The organism is candidate division WOR-3 bacterium, from assembly GCA_016867815.1.
Classification (GTDB): domain Bacteria; phylum Hydrothermota; class Tepidihabitantia; order Tepidihabitantales; family Tepidihabitantaceae; genus UBA2258.
On record VGIR01000062.1, the window covers coordinates 1 to 17,651 of the forward strand.

A 17,651-nucleotide genomic window follows, 5' to 3' on the forward strand; every position below is an offset into this window, starting at 1 on the left:
CGGAGTGCACTGGAACGGTCCGCGTCACCGAAAGAAATTGACGCAACAGAGAGAGTTGCCTAAAGTGATGTGGGAGCCGCTAGGAATTTCAACTAACCGAGGGACATGCTCCTGGACTGAGCGTTCACGTGGACCTGAGACAGTCACGACCTGACGCCGGCAGTCGCTGCTGTGCGTGCAGTGAAGCTTCGCACCGGGCCCGATGGCATCTCACATAGGCTGAGACCAGTCAAGTCACGGCTCGGTCACAGGTTGGCCGGTTGCCGCCATTCGGCTGCACCCTGGAGCGGCTTCAGGCACATTGGCCATTCACCATAGATATAAGATTAACATTTTCAACCACTTAATGCATCGAACGTGGCCAACATATTGCTTGACGTGGGAGACAGGTGGGTATAGAATCAAGCCAGATTGAAGCTAAGTGGTGAAATGTGGTAGAAGATAGCTACGATTTCCTCTTCCTTGGTGACCACACTCATGCTGTGGACACCAAGAATCGCGTGGCTATTCCTTCGAGTTTCAGGCGAAGTTTCCCAACCGGCACCGAGGACAGGGTGGTGCTGTTGCGCGGAGCCAGCGGGTGCATCGAAGCGCACGTCCGGCCCGAGTGGCGGGTGCACGTGACGCGGCTCAGGAATCTCGACCTCTACAATGAGCAAGATCTGGTGCTGCGGAGGTTGTGGCTGCCGGGTGCCGCCGAGATAGAGCTTGATGCGCAGGGCCGGGTGCTCCTGCCGAAGAAGCTCACCGACATGGCAGGCATCGGCGCCGAGGCACGATTTGTCGGTCTCGGTCCGTTCTTCGAAATCTGGAGCCCCGCACGGTTCGACGAGTACGTGGCCCAGAACAGCCGGCTTTACGACGATCTTATTAAGAGGCTTGATGGTAGACGAGCGACCGAAGAAAGAGCCGCCGTGCCGGGCGGACTGTCCCAACACAATGTACCATCAGCCGGTAATGCCCCGTGAGGTTCTCGAATACCTTAAGCCGGTCAGCGGGGTCATTATCGATGCCTGCCTGGGCGGAGGCGGGCACGCGCGGTCGATCCTCGAGGCCCTCGCCGCGAGCAACGAGAGAGAGCGCGACGGAAGAGCGTCCGACGGACGCGAGCGGCCGACAGCGCAGCGAGAGGACGGTCAGAGCCGCGGTGGCTGGTCCTCTGGCCTACTAGGCATCGACTGCGACACCGAGGCGCTGGCCTCGGCGAAGAGACAACTGGGTGACTTCAACAATGTTGAGATCGTTCACGCAAACTACGCCGATTTGCCCGCGCTGGTGCGCGAGCGGGGTCTTGCACCCGTGACCGGGGTGCTGTTCGACTTCGGCGCAAGCCTGTACCAGCTCACGTCCGGTTCCCGAGGATTCGCTATCGACGCCGACGGGCCCATCGATATGAGATTCGACCAGACCGCCGAAACCCCGACCGCACTGGACTTGATTCGCAGTTCGTCGGAGAAGACGCTGCGTGACTGGTTCCGGGCGTACGGCGAGGAGCCGATGAGCGGGAGAGTAGCGCGTGTCATCCACGAGAGGCGAAGGGAGCTGCAGACGACCGGCGACCTGGTCAGTGCGGTCAGGGATGCGATGCCGGCCCGGTTCGCACGCAGGGCGTTGGCGCGGGTGTTCCAGGCTTTGAGAATCGTCACCAACCACGAGATTGAGAACATCCGGCGGGGGCTGGCTGCGGCGCTGGAAGTGCTCGCTCCGACCGGCAGGATGGTTGCCATTTCCTATCACTCGCTCGAGGACAAGGAAGTGAAGCTGTTTCTGCGAGCAGGCAGGATTGCCGGGAAGCTGCGGATACTGACGCCGAAGCCGATCCTACCGACCCCGGAGGAGGTGGCACGGAATCCCCGCTCGCGGTCAGCCCGGCTTCGAGCCGCAGAGGTGATGTCGTGAGTATGTTGAGACGGATCGTGTTGGTCTTCGTGCTCTGCGTTCTAGCGGTTGCGTACCTGTACCAGCTCAGCTACAGCGTGAAGTTGACGCGCAACATCTCCCGGCTGGAGACGCAACGGCAGTTGCTGACTGAGCAACTGGAGGGAGCGGACGCTGAGGTTGTCCGGCTCTCCGCGTTCGCCAGAATGGAGTCGCTCTGGGTCGCGCAGGGACGGCCGGCCGCCGAGGGAGACCAGAAGGAGATCGATGCAGGGCAGGTAGTGGCGATGGCGAGACAATCGGAGGCGGATGCGGCGGCCCATTAGTCGGACCAAAGTACTGGTCGCGGCGTTCGCCGCGGTCTGGACCGGCCTGCTCGTCATTCTCGGATACATACAGCTGGGACGCTGGAAGCACTACGAGCGACAGGCGATGGGGCAGCAGGGCGAGACCCTCGACCTGCACGCGACGCGGGGCCGCGTCTATGACGCAAAAGGTCGGCCCCTGACTCTGAATCGGTCCTGCTGTTCGATTCGGATCCTGCCGCAGTGGGCGCGGAACAAGGATACCCTGGCCGGAATACTCGCCGAGTTCGGACTCGCCCAGCGCAAGACAGTCTCGCTGGAGCTGCAGCGCCGCAACCGGCTGTTCTGGTTCAGGCGCGACGTGGACTACAGCGTCGGCGACTCGCTGCGCCGGGTACTGGTTGAGCGGCAATTCAGCAACTGCACCTACGTTGACGACGATTATGTGCGGGTCTACCCGCACGGCGAGTTGTGCGCGAACGTCGTCGGTTTCACGGGCGACGACCGCGGCCGAGCCGGGCTCGAGTTCGAGTACGATTCCGTGCTGAGCGGACGCGGGGGCTGGGTCAAACTCCAGAAGGACGCGATCGGCCGGGCCTTCCCGTATCCGAGCTTCCCGACCAAGCGACCGGTCGCTGGCCTCGATATTCACCTGACCATGGACCTGGACGTGCAGGAGATATGCTACGATGCTCTCCAGCGCCAGGTTGAGGAATGCGGAGCGCTGCGCGGTTCGGCGATAGTCCTGGATGCCGCCAAGGGCTCGATCCTGGGGCTGGCCGACTACCCGGGATACGACCCGATGCGGTTCGGGGCGTTTCCCAAGGAAACGTACAAGTCCGCCGCCCTGTCGGACCAATTTGAGCCGGGGTCGTCGTTCAAGCTGGTCGTGTGTGCCGCGGCGTTGGAGAGTCCGAATGCGGAGTGGCTGATGAGGCAGACCTTTGATGTTTCTTCGGGGTTTGTCCAGATAGGCAAGTACAAGATCCGCGACGTGCACAAGAACGGGGTGCTCGACTTCGCCGGCCTGTTCATCAAGTCGTCGAACCCGGGCTGCGCGCTCCTGTCCATGCAGCTCCGCCCGGAGAAGTACTACGAACTCGCGCGGGCTCTCGGATTCGGCAACGCGACCGGTATCGGCCTGCCGAATGAGGGGAGCGGGTGGATCGATCCGCCTCAGAAGCTGAACCGGCTGCGTTTCGCCAACGTCGCTTTCGGCCAGGGCTTGACCGTTACGCTCTTGCAGCTCGCCGCCGCCTACCTGTGCGTGGCGAACGACGGCGCCTATCTCAGGCCTTATCTCATCGATGCGGTACGTCGGCCCGGGCACCCGCGGCCGGCGCTGTCCGGTCAGGGCTACCACAGCGCGAGCCTCGGCTCCTGGGGAAGGCTGTTGCGCCTGTCGGCCTCCGCGGCGCCGGTGAGGCAATTCAGCCCGAGTCGACTGCGCCAGGCAATCAGGCCGGAGAACGCGCGGCGGATGAAGGACATCCTCGAGCGGGTAGTGACCGAGGGGACCGGGGTGCTGGCGCAGATTGAGGGCGTGTCAGTCTGTGGGAAGACCGGCACCGCCCAGAAGGTCGAGCCGGGCGGCGTCTACTCGAGGACCAAGTCCCGCATGACATTCGTCGGCTTCTTTCCCAAGGAGCAGCCCAGGTACGTCATTGCCGTGCTCATCGACGAGCCGAAGACCATCCGCTTCGCCGGGACTGCTGCCTGCCCGGTATTCAGGCAGATCGGCGAGAGCCTGATCCTGCTGGACAGAATGCGGAGCAGAGAGCCGGGGCTGCTGGCCGGGGCAGAGGTGGGCCGGGGCAGGTCATGAAGAGAATCGGAGATCTGACCAAGGGTGTCCCCTGCACGGTGCTGGGCAATTCGGCGCTGGAGGTGAAGGGCATAGCCTATCACTCGGCCGCAGTCAAACCCGGCTACCTGTTCGTGGCGATCGAGGGATTCAGGGTCTCCGGGCAGCAGTACATTGACGAGGCTGTTAACCGCGGCGCGCTGGCAGTGGCAACGACCGATGTCAATAGCGTACACAAGAGCTGGGTGACCGTGGTCCAGACCAAGATCCCGCGCCGCTTCCTGGCACAGGTCGCGAACCGCTTCTACGACTTCCCGGCCCGCAAGCTGAGCCTGGTCGGCATTACCGGAACAAACGGCAAGACAACCACGGCCTACCTCGTGCGGTCGATGGCGAGGCAGGCTGGCATCGAGCCGGGATTCGTCGGGACGATCGAGTACTTTGACGGCGGCGATACGGTCCGTGCCGGCCAGACCACGCCGGAGAGCCTTGACTTCGTGCAGCTGCTCGCCCGGCTGGCGGAAAAACAGATCCCGCTTTGCATCGCCGAGGTATCATCGCACTCGCTCGCGCTCGACCGCGTCTTCGACCTCGATTTCAAAGTAGGTACTTTCACCAACCTGACTCAGGACCACCTGGATTTCCATCGCACGCTGGACGCGTACCGTGAGGCCAAGATGAGGTTGTTCACCGCGTTGATTCCGAGCGCGACAGCCGTCACCAATCTCGACGATGCCATGGGAAGGGACGTGCCGCACCAGACCAAGTCCCGCGTCATCACCTACGGTACGAGGCCCGACCTGGAGCCTGCACCCGGTATCTGGGGCAAGGTCACCGGCGTGCGGCCGGACGGTCTCGACTGCGAAGTGAATGTCGACGCAAGGACCTGGCCGGTACGGCTCAAGCTCATCGGTCGGCACAATCTGTCGAATCTGCTGGCGGCAGTCGGCACCGGCAAGGCGCTTGGCTGGACTCCGGAGTTGATGGCCGCGGGCGCAGAGACGCTGGCGGCTGTTCCCGGCCGTCTGGAGCCGGTGGATGCCGGGCAGCCGTTCAGGGTCTACGTGGACTTCGCCCACACGCCGGATGCCCTGCGCCGGGTGCTCTCAACCGTGCGTGAATTCACAGCCGGCCGCGTTATCGTCGTGTTCGGGTGCGGCGGCGACCGCGACCGCGGCAAGAGACCTCTGATGGGCGAGGCGGCGGTCCAGCTTGCCGACGCCGCATTAGTCACGTCCGACAATCCCCGCGGCGAACGCCCGCAGGCGATTATCGACGAGATTCTACGTGGCATGGGTTCGGCCGCCAAGGCCGTGGAGTCGGACCGAAAGGAAGCAATCCGCCGGGCACTGATCGAAGCGAAGCCCGGCGACGCGGTCGTGATTGCCGGCAAGGGCCACGAAGACTACCAGATCGTCGGCACCGAGCGGAAGCATTTCGACGACCGCGAAACCGCCCGCGAGTTGCTGCAGGAGATGGTCTAGGTGCTCTACGCCTGGCTGATGTCGCTGCGGGATGCGTTCGGTCCGCTGAACATCGTAAGGTACATCACCGTCCGGGCCGCTGCTGCAGGCGGTCTCGCCATAGTGCTGGTGCTTTTACTTGGCCCGCCCCTCATCCGGCTGGTGCGGCGGCTGAACATCGGCCAGAACGTGCGTGACGAGGTCCCGCAAAGCCACAAGGGGAAGGCCGGCACACCGACGATGGGTGGCGTCTTGATACTTGCGGCCGGGATCATTGCCGTCCTGCTCTTTGCCGATCTGAGGAACCGCCAGATACAACTGGGTCTCTTGGTTGCGACCTGGCTGGGTCTGCTGGGGTTCATCGATGACTACGTCAAAGTAAGACTCAGAAGACCGCGCGGGCTGAGCAAGACTGTGAAGCTTGTGAGCCAGTTCGCACTCTCCTTCTTCGTCGGGGCGGTGCTCTACTTCATCCCGGTGGACCCGGCGAACCGCTCAACCACCAACGTGCTGCTGTTCAAGAATGTGATCGTCCAGTTCGGCTGGTTCTACATTCCCTTCGTTATGCTGGTGATGGTGTCGGCCTCGAATGCGGTGAACCTGGCGGACGGCATCGATGGTCTGGCGGCCGGCCTGGTCATCGTCGCGCTGGGCAGCTACGGCGTGCTCACCTACGTGTCCGGCCACTACAAACTCGCGCAGTACCTGAATGTCATGTTCGTGCCGACCGGCGGCGAGATGACCATCTTCTGTCTGGCCATCGTCGGGGCCTGTATGGGTTTTCTCTGGTTCAACGCCTGGCCGGCGCAGGTCTTCATGGGCGACACCGGGTCACTGCCCCTGGGAGGCATCCTGGGTCTTGCTGCCATCCTCTGTAAGCACGAGATACTGCTGCCGATAGTCGGCGGCGTGCTCGTGATGGAAACCGGGTCGACGCTCCTGCAGATTGCCTGGTTCCATGCCACAGGAGGCAAGAGGCTGTTTCGCATGGCCCCTCTGCATCATCACTTTGAGCTCGCAGGCTGGTCGGAGCCGCAGGTCGTGACCCGGTTCATGATTCTCGCCGTACTCTTCGGGCTGGCAGCTCTGGGGACATTGAAGATCCGATGAAGAGAAAGGGACAGGTTCAGGGGGTCGGGCATTGCAGGGTCAGGGCTACAGCCCAGCTTCCCAGACTCCCTGAGCCCCCGAATCCCTTGTCCCTGCGAGGCACAAGGGTGCTTGTCATAGGCCTCGGGCGTTCGGGGAGAGCAGTTGCCCGGTTCCTGCTGCGGTCAAGAGCGAGAGTTGTCGGATTCGACGAGAACCCTGAGGCCCTCGCGTCACCGGCGGCGTCCTCCCTCAAGCGGGCGGGCATGAAGGTCACGCGGCAGCCGCAAGCGGCCACGGTCGAGTGGGCGGTCGTCAGTCCGGGAATCAGCGACAAGCATGCTTTGGTTCAGGCCCTGCGTCGGCGTTCGATCCCCGTTGTCGATGAACTCGACCTGGCAAGCAGATTCGTGCGTGGCCCGATTATCGCCATCACCGGCACGAATGGCAAGTCGACTACCACTGCTCTGATTGCGCGGATGCTTGAGGGTTTCGGCAAGAGCGTTTTCTGCGGCGGCAATCTGGCGCCGGGCCAGCCGCTTTCGGCAGCGCTGCTGGCGCGACCGAAGGACTACTATGTCGTCGAGGTCTCGAGCTTCCAGCTCGAAAGGGCGCGCTGGTTGAAGCCGAAGGTCGCGGTGATTCTCAACATCACTGCCGACCATCTCAATCGCCATGGCACGGTACGTCGGTATGCCAACTGCAAGCTCACGGTCCTCGACCGCCAGGACCAGGAGGACTACGCAGTCCTCAATCACGATGACCCATTGGTCTATGCGGCCAGGGTTCGCGGTGGAGCAGAGAAACACTTCTTCTCCATGCGGCACCGCGACGTGGATGCGTACCTGGCAGATGGGAGCATTTGGGCAGACGGCCACAAGGTGCAGCCGGCTCGGGAAGTGAAGCTTCCGGGGGCACACAACATCCAGAACTCCCTTGCGGCCATCGCCGCAGTACGACTGCTCGGAGTCGGTCTGCCCCCGATTCGCCGGACGCTCAGGACATTCGCCGGTCTGCCGCATCGGATGGAGCACGTTCGTCGGCTGCACGGAGTGGACTATTTCAACAGCTCCATGACGACCAATCCGGCTGCCGGTGCCAAGTCGCTGGAGGCGGTCGCCGGCCAGCGTGAGCGGCTTTCTTCCGGCGGCAAGAGAGCGAGGCGAGTCATCCTGATCGCCGGGGGAAGAGAGAAGGCCTTGCCGACAGCCGAGTATGTGCGGGCGATGAAGAGGCACGCGACATGGGTTCTTCTGGTCGGTGAGAGCAGCATGCGTCTCGCGCGAGAACTCAGCGCTCTCGGGTTTCGGCGTTTCGACGTACTTGCCGATCTCCCCGCAGCGCTGGTTGCGGCCCGGGCGAAGGCGCAGGCCGGGGACGTAGTGCTCTTCGCGCCTGGTTTCGCGAGCTTCGACCAGTTCCGGGACTTTGAGGCCCGCGGTGAGGCCTTCCGGAAGGAAGTGCAGAGGCTTGACTAGTTACAGGTTGGCTTCAGGTGTTTCGGTCGGACAGTGGCAGGGAGCGCGCCGGCCGGAGAGGCCATCGGCTCCGATTGACTCGACCGTGCTCTTTGTGGTCGTGACCCTCGTCCTCATCGGGGTGACACTGGTCTACGCGACGACCTGCCACAAGGGCATCGCCTTCCTGACATCACAGGGACTGAGGGCGGCCACCGGCTTCCTGGTACTGTTGCTGGGAGCGAAGTTGCGTTACACCCTGTGGAACGGCAAGGCCAAGTGGGTTGTGCTTACTGTCTCCGTCGCCGCGCTGGTGCTTACCCTCGTGGTTGGGTTCATGTTCAAGGACGCCCAGCGCTGGATGCGGATCGGGCCGTTCACTTTCCAGCCGGCCGAGTTTGCCAAGTATGGGCTGCTCGTCTGGCTGGCCGGCTACTTTGACTCGTTGAAGGAACTCGGCAAGGAGCACCACGTTCTGTGGGGGTTCCTGCTGCCCCTGGCGGTCGTTTTGGGCGTCGTCGGTCTGACACTGCTGCAGCCGGCCGTGGGCACGAGTTTCATCATTGCCTTCGGGAGTCTGGCGCTGTTCGTGGTCATGGGCGTGAAGTGGTCACGTCTTCTGATCACGGTGGCGGTCGGAGTCGCGCTCTTCATTCTCGCTGTAACCTGCATTCCGCACGCTCGTGACCGGCTGGCCAGGTTCCGGGCCGGAAGGCATCGCCAGCAGGAGCAGTCGCTGATTGCCATCGGCTCGGGGGGGCCCTTTGGCCGCGGCCTGGGCGAGAGTCGCCAGAAGTTCCAGTTCCTGCCGAAGATGTACAACGACTTCATCTTTGCCGAAATCGGCGAGGAGTTCGGGTTCATCGGCAGCGTCGCAGTCTGCCTGCTCTACCTCATACTTTTCCTCTACGGGATGAGGATCAGCAGCGAGGCGCGGACCCCGTTTGGGCAGAACCTCGCCGCGGGTGTCTCGATCACCATCTTTCTCTACGCGATTGTCCACATCGCCGTTGCCCTGGGTCTGATTCCTACCACCGGTCAACCGCTTCCCTTCATCTCTTCAGGTGGGTCCGCGCTGCTCTCGAACCTGTCCGCCATCGGCCTGTTGTTGAATATCTCTCGCTACCGGCGGAACAGAGTGGCAGTAGACCTGCCGCCACCTTCACGCAGCAGCGTGCTGCGGTTCGGGCCCGCCTCGGCGCCGGCCCGGCACAAGGTGCTGGTGCTCGGCAGATTTGGTGGCAGAGTGTGATGATGCAGGCGGAGTCTTGAAGGTGGTGCTGGGGGCGGGCGGAACCGGCGGGCATGTGTTCCCGGCTCTTGCCCTCGCTATCGAGATGAGGGATCTGGGGATTGATGTGCTCTGGGCCGGCAGGGAGTCAAGGCTGGAGAGCCAGGTCGCGGCGGAGAATGGTTTTGCCTTCCAAGCGCTGGCATCGGCCGGGTTCTATGGGAAGAACATCTTCGGCAAGACCCGGGCCGCTTGGTTGCTGTGTCGCGGACTGGTGCAGGCGATCAGCCTTCTGCGCCGGGTGAAGCCATCCGGAGTTGCGGCAACCGGCGGGTTTGCGACCGCCGCGCTGCTTGCCGCAACCGAGTTCGCCGGGACGCCGTACTTCCTGCTGGAACAGAACTGCGTACCCGGCCGCGTCACGAGCTTCTTCGCACCGAAGGCCCGCGAGACGTTCCTCGCCTTCCCCAGCGCCAATTCCCTCCCCGGTATCAGCAGCGTGAGCGGCAACCCGCTCCGCCGCGAGCTAGCGCGGGGAGCACGGAGTGATGACGGCAAGACGGTGCTCTTCATCGGCGGCAGCCTCGGCGCCCGGGCTCTAAACCTCGCCGCTCTCGATGCGGCCGCGGCGCTGTCGAATCTGAGTTTCGTGATCCTGACCGGCCGGAGAGACTATGACTTCGTTCGATCTCGCGTCCGTTCGAGCAATTGCGAGCTGGTCGAGTTCACCAGCCATCCGGAGGAGCTCTACCGGAAGGCGACGATTGCCGTGTCCCGGGCAGGCGGCGTGGTCCTTTCCGAATTGGTAGCGTTTGGCGTTCCTGCCATACTCATCCCTTTTCCATACGCCACCGATCGGCACCAGGACGCCAACGCGGAGTACCTGGCGTCGGTTGGCGCTGCCGAAGTCCTGGACCAAAGCCGCCTGTCCGGACTCACCAGCCTCGTCCGTACCTTGATGGACGACGATTCGCGCCGCCGGCAGATGGAAGCGGCGGCGCGGTCGATCGCCAAACCCGATGCCGCCTCTACTATCGCCCGGAGGATTCAGGAATGTTTGGCCGCTTGAAGCGGGTTCACTTCGTCGGGGTCGGGGGCGTGGGGATGTCAGGGATCGCGCTCGTACTCAAGAACATGGGATTCGAGGTGACCGGCTCGGACACGAAAGAGAGCGACACCACGCGGAAGCTGGCGGAAGCGGGAATCCGCGTCGCCGCGGGTCACAACGCAGCGAACTGCGCTGATGCGCAGGTCGTCGTCTATTCATCGGCGGTCCATTCGGAGAATCCGGAACTCGCCAGCGCGCGGGCGAAGGGGATACCGGTGATCCGCCGGGCGGAGATGCTGGCCGAGTTGATGCGAATGAAGTTCTCTGTCGCGATCTCAGGCAGCCACGGCAAGACGACGGTGACCTCGATGGTCACTCACCTGATGGAGCGGGCCGGGCTCGACCCGACGAGCGTCATCGGCGGACGGGTGCTGGGGGCCGAAGCCGGGGCGAAGCTCGGCCAGTCCCAGTACCTCGTTGCCGAGGCAGATGAGAGCGACCGTTCGTTTCTTGCCCTGTATCCGACGATCGCCGTTGTGACCAACATCGAGCGCGAGCACCTTGATGTCTACCATGATCTTGCAGACATCAAGCGCGAGTTTGTCAGGTTCGTCAACCGGGTTCCATTCTACGGTTCGGTCGTCCTTTGCATGGACTCGCCCGCAGTTCGGTCGATCCGGAACCGGGCCAAGCGCCGGGTGGTGACATACGGAGTCGGGGGCCAGGGGTCGGGGATTGGGGAAGCCGACTTCCGGGTCAAGGACGTGCAGCTGTACGGGTTTTCGAGCGCTTTCACGCTGCTCTACGCCGGTAAGGAAGTGGGGCGATTCAATCTCCCGCTACCCGGTACCCACAACGTGGCGAACGCCCTCGCCGCGTTTGCGGCCGGCAGCGAACTCGGCATTGGCTTTGAAGCAATGGCGCAGGCCATGGCCGTCTTCTCCGGAGTTCACCGTCGCCTCGAGAAGCTTGGAGAGAAGAACGGCATCGTGGTGTATGATGACTACGGACACCACCCAACCGAGGTTAGGGTTACCCTCGAGGCCCTGCGCCATGCCTTTCCCGACCGGCGCATCCTGGTCGTGTTCCAGCCTCACCGCTACACGAGGACGAAGGCGCTGGCCGAGGAGTTCGGGACGTGCTTTGCCGCAGCCGACGAACTCATACTGACGAAGATATACGCGGCATCCGAGCCCGAAATCCCGGGAGTCGACGCAAGGCTTATTGCCGGGGCCGTGGAAGCGGCAGGCAGGCCTTTGGTCAGTTACGTGCCGGAACTGGCTGACGTGCCAGGAGTGCTTGCCGGCAAGCTGCGCAAAGGCGATGTGGTGCTTATCTCCGGAGCGGGAAACGTATGCACGATTGGCGAAGAGATCTTGGCGAAGCAGTAGCCGGCTGTTCGGCCGAAGTCAGGTTCGCTGAACCACTGGCTCAGCATACGACCTTCCGTGTCGGTGGACTCGCCGACGCCTGGGTGCTCGTTCGTGACCGAAAGGCGCTGGAGCGCGTGCTGTCGGTTTGTCGGACAACGGGCGTGCGGACGTGGCTCTTGGGGCGGGGCTCAAACGTACTGGTGTCTGACCAGGGCCTGCGCGGGGTCGTGTTCTCTCTCGGCGGGGAGTTGGCCGAGGTCAGGCGACGGACGTCGGAGGATGGGCGACCGGGGACAGAACTCGTGTGCGGCGGTGGTGCAGCGCTCGATGCGGTTGCGGCAACGGCGGAGAAGGAGGGTCTGGTTGGTGTCGAGTTTCTCGCCGGCATCCCCGGTACGGTTGGCGGCGGGCTTCACTCCAACGCCGGCGCCTTCGAGCGGTCCCTGGGCGACGTCGTTTCCGGTGTTGTTGCACTCGACGCGGAAGGCAGCGAGAGCATTGTCTCCGGTACGCAAATCCATCGCGAGTACCGTCGGCCGATGATTGAGACTGGCTTGCTGGTGCTGGAAGTGATGATGGAGCTCGAGACGGGCAACCCCGAGCCCGCGGCCGCGATACGTGAGCGGCGTTGGGCGAAGCACCCGACAGAACCGTCGGCAGGCTCGTTCTTTCGGAACCCCGAGAAGAACGGGGAGCGGATCCCGGCCGGGAAGCTCATCGAGCAGTGTGGTTTGAAAGGCAGAGCCATCGGCGGCGCCCAAGTATCAGAGAAGCACGCCAACTTCATCGTTAACACTGGTCGGGCGAAGTTCTCTGACGTGTACGAACTGGTCCAAGTCATCAAGGCGACCGTCGAAGCGCGTACCGGGATCCTGCTCGAAGAGGAAGTGCAGTACCTTCCGGGACCGAATGGAGGCAGCAGTCCGGATGCAGAGATCAGAACGCAGACGTCGGGGAGTGGGGTGGCGAATGGCAGATAGCGGCGGGCAGCAGAGGACGAAGGGACAGAGGCGTGCGGAGACAGAGGGCCCGGCGCTCGAGCACTTGATGCCTCGTTCCCTTGATTCCTTCTCTAGGAGGTAGCATGGCGAAAGCAAGGCGTACCGCGGCCGTGGACATCGGCAGCACCAAGATTGCCTGCATCGTTGCCGAGACGGACCACGCGGGCAAGACGAGCATCGTCGGGTTCGGTGCGGCAGCGCCCGAGGGCTTCAAACAAGGCGTCGTCATCAACCTGGACAAAGCGGCGCAGTCGGTCGAAGCGGCGGCGAGGCAGTGCGAACAGATGGCCGGCGGGAAGTTCAAATCATACCCGGCTTTTGTCGGCATTTCCGGCGAGCACATCAAACACCTGACCGGAACCGCGGCCGTGCCGGTGCGGAAGCCGGCGCGAGGCATCAGCGCGCGAGACGTCGAGGACGTCATCAAGCAGGCGCAGACTATCAGGTTGCCCAACGATGAGCAGATTCTCCACGTGGTCCCGACCCAGTTTGTCGTGGACGGCCAGAAGGGCGTACGGAACCCGATCGGCCTGTTCGGGGTGAGGCTTGAGGTCGAGGCCCTGCTCATCATCGGCGCGGTAACGGCGGTCGAAAATCTGTATCGGGTGATGGAGCGACTGGAATCAAGGAACCGTTCGCTCGTCCTCCAGTCCATCGCGAGTCTCTACGGAGTCTGCGACGAAGAGGACAAGGAACTGGGAATCGTACTGATTGACTTGGGCGGGGTCACCGATGTCTCCATCTACCGCGACGGTGAGATCCGTTTCACCAAGTTGCTGCCTGTTGGGGCGGTGAACATCACCAAGGACATCGTCATCGGTTTGCGCACCACATTCCCGCAGGCCGAGGAACTGAAGCGTAAGTATGGCGCAGCCATGGCTACCCAGATCGAGAAGGACGAGGCGATCTCGGTAGAGGATGCTTCAGGCCGCGGACCCAAACAGGTCTCGAGGCGGCTCCTGGCGTCGGTCATCCAGCCTCGCGTCGAGGAGATACTTACCCTGGCTGATTCCGAGGTGAGAAAGTCCGGGTTCGGCGAAGGACTTTCTGCCGGGGTAGTACTTACCGGCGGGGGCTCGGGCCTGAGCGGGATCGACCTGGTCGCCGAGCAGGTATTCGGCATGCCCGTCCGACTGGGCCGTCCGGATCGTGTCACCGGGCCGGTTGAGGTGACCCGTGACCCGAGTTACGCCACGGCTGTCGGCCTGATCCGCTGCGGGGTTGAAGGCAAGGCCGCAAGCCAGTTTCCGGAGGCGGGCTTCCTGTCCGGCGTTGGTGAAGAAGTCAGAAGCTGGTTCTCTTGAGTTTCGTATGGAGCGAGAAGGGCGGAGGAAGCGTCGCGTGACGAGCGACGATCGTCGGGCCGCCCGAAGTGGTCTCTTGAGGCAAATGGCCGGGAGTCGAGAAACGGATATCGCATACCGCAAAGCTGCGAACGGAGGCAACGCATGATCGAACCGGTGAGGGAAGAGAAGAACTTGACCCGAATTGGCGTATTCGGTGTCGGTGGAGCAGGGTGCAACGCGATAAACCACATGATCGAAGCAGGTTTGGCTGGCGTCGAGCTGCATGCGGTTAACACCGACCTGCAGGCGCTGGGCATGTCCCTGTCGCCGAACAAGATCCAGATCGGTGCCCAGCTTACCGGCGGGCTGGGGTCGGGAGGTGATCCGAAGATCGGCAAGCAGGCGGCCGACGAGTCGATCGAGCAGCTCCGCGAGGCCTTGTCCGGTTTCGACATGGTGTTCGTCGCGGCCGGCGAGGGCGGCGGCACCGGCACCGGCGCGGCTCCGGTCGTGGCCGAAGTCGCGAAGCGGAACGGCGCACTGGTTGTGGCCGTGGTCACCCGGCCGTTCCAGTTCGAAGGCAGGCAGCGCGAGCAGCGAGCCGGAAACGGGGTCGAGGCCCTGCGACCGCACGTGGATACTCTCATCGTACTTCCGAACGAGCGCGTCCTCTCGGAGTATGGCGAGAAGCCGTGCTTCGAGGCTTTCCGCCTGGCCGACGACGTGCTGCTGAACGCAGTTCGCGGCATCTCCGAGGTCGTTATCACCAAACAGCTCATCAACATTGATTTTGCTGATGTGCGTGCGGTGATGTCGGAACGCGGCGGTGCGGTAATGTCGGTAGGCATCGCCTCAGGTGCGGGTCGGGCTTCGGAAGCCGCCCATCGAGCTCTGCAGTCCCCGCTGATAGAGGACGTGATGGTCGAGAGCGCGCGCAAGGTGCTGCTCAACGTTTCCGGAGACGACTCGATGACTCTGAAGGAAGTTGACGAGGCCGCGACTACCATCTTCCATGCGACCAATGGTCAGGCCGACGTCCGCATGGGTGCCGCCCGTAACCGGGACCTGCACGACAACATGAAGGTGACGATGATCGCGACGGGCCTCTCCGACCCGCTCCCCAAGGTCGACGAGGTATCAGACCTGCTGGCCGAAATGGAGCTCTTCCCGGCCGCGAAGCGGACGGCTGGCAAGGACTGCAGGCTGTCGATTGATAGGAACAACCTGGATATCCCGACCTTCATCCGTCGGCAGATAGACTGAATAGAATGCAGCCGAAGTCAGAATCCGGAAGGCAGAATGCAGAAGTCAGAAGTGCGGATGTTTCTGACTTCTGGTATCTGTTTTCTGACTTCTGACCTCGTCCGCGAAAAGGGATTTCCGTACCGGGGTGACGCCTCCACCCCTGCCCGACCCGGGGCGGCCTCCAGGCCGCCCCGGTCGTTTCTCATGATAGTGGAAGTCCGCTTCTCCGCGTCAGCTCAGGGTCAGGTGTTCCGGACAGCAATTGATGAAACCCGGACCGGCACAGGCGAAAGAAGAGATGTCCGGACGGAATCAACTCAGAGAGCGGAGACCCGACTGCAACGAGGCAACCCGCAATCCCAACTCCGGGAGCGGGATTGAGATCTGTCTCTAGAAGGCGTCGGTTTCCGGCTGATCAACGACAGCAGCCAGATAGTAGCTGGTGATGATTGCGCCTTCGGACTGAGCCTGCACCCAAACAGCCGCAACCCACAGTTCGTCCTTGGAGTCGGGCAGGACCATCTCAAGCAGGGCCGAATTCTCCTGGCACGCTCCGGCGCGGTGGTCGTTGGTCGTGTAGCCTCTCGTGCTGCCGAAGCCCTCGGTGAAAGCCGGCATGCCGGTCCTGGGCCAGGAGCCGAGGATCACGCGACATGACTCTCCCGGGTCGAGTCTCCACTCGTAGTAGAACACCAACCGGTTGGCCGGGCCTGGAACCAGCGGCGCGGCGAATACCAGGCGCGTTCCTGACGGAAACGGGCCGGAAAGGGAGATCTGCCCGGCGACCGGGTGGACGCCGATAACCTGTCCGAACATCTGAGCAGGCATCTCACACCGGTCATTGGCTGTGATCATGATGGTTGATGCGGCGATGTCGGGAGCCTTCCTGGCAAACCGGGCCAGCCACTCGTTGTAGTCCCCCTGACCCCGGCCAGATGCGTGCTCGGCGCATGCCGGCATCAAGTTCTCAACCGACGACCTGCCACCCTTTGCGTACGGCAGCCGCGGCACGAGGGTCGTGTGCTCACGATAGCACCCGGGTACCGCGCACGCACTGCCGTGCTGCGCGACGACCTCATCCTCCATCTCCGATGGCCAGTTTTCTCCGCCGACGAAGGCGGCATGGTCCTGCCCCGGCGTCGGTGGGTAGTGCGCGGACCCGCAGTCGGGACAAACCATCTCGTGGGTGATCTTATCCCATGCGGCCTCGCGGGCGTGTGCGCACTGCGGACAACGGTAGTGCCAGATCATCGACCCGGTCTCATTTCGGCGTTAGTTCGCAACATACCCATATGGTGCGAGGAATCTTCTCAACTGTCAAGCTCGTTCGCACTCGTCGTCCGCCGCCCGAGACCAGACAACCATAGACGAGCTGTTCGGCAGCCTGTGGGCGTACTCGCCATGCCCGGGGCGCCCTGGCCTGCTGCCATCGGTGTCGCACATGCTCGGAGCACCGGGCCGGAGAAGAGCGCGGCGGAGAACCCCCAGACGACCTCCTCCAGTGGAACGCCTGCGAGCCGGATGCCGACGTTGCCGTGTGGCATCCAGAACGCGTCAATCATGCCGGGGTAGAGCGGGAGCATGACGCCGGCGTAGAAGAACCAGAAGAAGCCGGCGAAAGCGAGTGCGGTCAGCAGCGCGCGGGGCGCGAGGTCAGGCCGGAACGCCAACACCAACCCGGCCGTCAAGGTAATCGACACGGTGGCCGCATGCATGGACCTCAGCTGGACGAGTGTGGTGGTCACTGCTATGAGAACCAGTCCGACCAGGCCGAGCCCCGTCATCCTCAGGTAGGCACGCCAAGTCATCCGGGGGAGACTCGGAAGACCCTGTCGCATCGCCAGGGTCTCAAAGACCCCGGCGGAAATCCCGGCGAGGGCGAAACCGAAGACGAGGTCCTCGACGCCGCCGAAGTGCCACGTCCCGATCCTCACGGGCACGACGTAATTGGGTAGCCAGTAGTCTTGAAGGTGCCATAGCTCAGAGATAAGCGCGGCCGGGGCAAAGACGACGCCGGTCCAGACCATGGCAGCGCGTGCCCGGCGTGCCAGGGCGAAGACAATGGCCCACGCAACCAGGAACAAGAGCGCGTAGACTACACACGCATATGTGTAGTTCATCGGTGGTGGACTGCCGTGCGAGTCGGCGCCGGGCAAGATCGAGAGTGGATTGTCTGATTCTAGGGACCGCAGGGGATGTTGTCAAACGACGTCGTTTTCCGGGAACAGCTTTCAGAGGCTACCGAGAGGTCACTTTGCGCGCCGAGCGGGATCGTGCTCCGCAGTCGAACAATGCCGCAAGTTGCTGCCTGATTTTGCTGCAGATCATCAGGGGTGCAAGCATCAGGCAGGGGAGGGGTATGGCAGCGCAACGTCTTGTGATTCCTGCGTTTGTCAAGCTTGGCGACGGCCACCGCTTCTGGCACGGCACTTGCACTGAATGGCATGAACTGAGTTAACTGCACGGAGGAG

Annotated in this window: 14 protein-coding genes and 1 pseudogene; 13 read left to right on the top strand and 2 right to left on the bottom strand. The window is 63.0% G+C overall.

Features of this window, described 5'->3' with window-relative positions; all coding sequences use genetic code 11:
- Positions 1 to 431: 431 nt before the first annotated feature.
- The 13 genes and pseudogenes from FJY68_09815 to ftsZ all read left to right on the top strand — a co-directional run bounded on the left by FJY68_09815 (position 432) and on the right by ftsZ (position 15,198).
- Positions 432 to 968 carry a division/cell wall cluster transcriptional repressor MraZ gene (locus tag FJY68_09815; protein MBM3332124.1) on the top strand — a complete coding sequence of 179 codons (537 nt, stop codon included), beginning with the start codon at positions 432 to 434 and terminating at the stop codon, positions 966 to 968.
- Positions 883 to 1,053 (top strand): annotated as a pseudogene (gene mraW / locus FJY68_09820) (16S rRNA (cytosine(1402)-N(4))-methyltransferase). The gene FJY68_09815 and the pseudogene mraW overlap by 86 nt, the downstream one beginning before the upstream one ends.
- Before the next feature lie 842 nt (positions 1,054 to 1,895).
- Complete coding sequence (locus tag FJY68_09825; protein MBM3332125.1) at positions 1,896 to 2,204, top strand: hypothetical protein; 309 nt, start codon at positions 1,896 to 1,898, stop codon at positions 2,202 to 2,204.
- Positions 2,188 to 4,008, top strand: a complete 1,821-nt coding sequence (locus FJY68_09830; GenBank protein ID MBM3332126.1) for a penicillin-binding protein 2 — start codon at positions 2,188 to 2,190, stop codon at positions 4,006 to 4,008. The genes FJY68_09825 and FJY68_09830 overlap by 17 nt, the downstream gene beginning before the upstream one ends.
- A complete protein-coding gene (locus tag FJY68_09835) occupies positions 4,005 to 5,471 on the top strand; it encodes a UDP-N-acetylmuramoyl-L-alanyl-D-glutamate--2,6-diaminopimelate ligase (GenBank protein MBM3332127.1) in 1,467 nt (488 codons plus the stop codon). The genes FJY68_09830 and FJY68_09835 overlap by 4 nt, the downstream gene beginning before the upstream one ends.
- 18 nt (positions 5,472 to 5,489) lie before the next feature.
- Positions 5,490 to 6,560 carry a phospho-N-acetylmuramoyl-pentapeptide-transferase gene (locus FJY68_09840; protein MBM3332128.1) on the top strand — a complete coding sequence of 357 codons (1,071 nt, stop codon included), beginning with the start codon at positions 5,490 to 5,492 and terminating at the stop codon, positions 6,558 to 6,560.
- Positions 6,557 to 8,017, top strand: a complete 1,461-nt coding sequence (gene murD, locus FJY68_09845) for a UDP-N-acetylmuramoyl-L-alanine--D-glutamate ligase (GenBank protein MBM3332129.1) — start codon at positions 6,557 to 6,559, stop codon at positions 8,015 to 8,017. The genes FJY68_09840 and murD overlap by 4 nt, the downstream gene beginning before the upstream one ends.
- Positions 7,935 to 9,248 carry a cell division protein FtsW gene (locus FJY68_09850; GenBank protein ID MBM3332130.1) on the top strand — a complete coding sequence of 438 codons (1,314 nt, stop codon included), beginning with the start codon at positions 7,935 to 7,937 and terminating at the stop codon, positions 9,246 to 9,248. Before murD ends, FJY68_09850 begins: the two co-directional genes overlap by 83 nt.
- Entirely contained in the window at positions 9,232 to 10,296 is a 1,065-nt protein-coding gene (locus FJY68_09855; protein ID MBM3332131.1) for a hypothetical protein, read from the top strand. Before FJY68_09850 ends, FJY68_09855 begins: the two co-directional genes overlap by 17 nt.
- Complete coding sequence (locus FJY68_09860) at positions 10,281 to 11,666, top strand: UDP-N-acetylmuramate--L-alanine ligase (protein MBM3332132.1); 1,386 nt, start codon at positions 10,281 to 10,283, stop codon at positions 11,664 to 11,666. The genes FJY68_09855 and FJY68_09860 overlap by 16 nt, the downstream gene beginning before the upstream one ends.
- On the top strand, positions 11,630 to 12,628 hold the full coding sequence (gene murB, locus FJY68_09865; GenBank protein ID MBM3332133.1) for a UDP-N-acetylmuramate dehydrogenase: 999 nt from the start codon (positions 11,630 to 11,632) through the stop codon (positions 12,626 to 12,628). Before FJY68_09860 ends, murB begins: the two co-directional genes overlap by 37 nt.
- Before the next feature lie 104 nt (positions 12,629 to 12,732).
- Positions 12,733 to 13,953 carry a cell division protein FtsA gene (gene ftsA, locus FJY68_09870; GenBank protein MBM3332134.1) on the top strand — a complete coding sequence of 407 codons (1,221 nt, stop codon included), beginning with the start codon at positions 12,733 to 12,735 and terminating at the stop codon, positions 13,951 to 13,953.
- A 144-nt stretch (positions 13,954 to 14,097) separates the two neighbouring features.
- On the top strand, positions 14,098 to 15,198 hold the full coding sequence (gene ftsZ / locus FJY68_09875) for a cell division protein FtsZ (GenBank protein ID MBM3332135.1): 1,101 nt from the start codon (positions 14,098 to 14,100) through the stop codon (positions 15,196 to 15,198).
- Positions 15,199 to 15,570: 372 nt separating this feature from the next.
- On the opposite strand, the gene FJY68_09880 is transcribed toward ftsZ, so the two are convergent.
- Both FJY68_09880 and FJY68_09885 read right to left on the bottom strand, forming a co-directional pair.
- A complete protein-coding gene (locus tag FJY68_09880) occupies positions 15,571 to 16,431 on the bottom strand; it encodes a hypothetical protein (GenBank protein MBM3332136.1) in 861 nt (286 codons plus the stop codon).
- A 59-nt stretch (positions 16,432 to 16,490) separates the two neighbouring features.
- Entirely contained in the window at positions 16,491 to 17,300 is an 810-nt protein-coding gene (locus FJY68_09885; protein ID MBM3332137.1) for a hypothetical protein, read from the bottom strand.
- Positions 17,301 to 17,651: the final 351 nt, after the last annotated feature.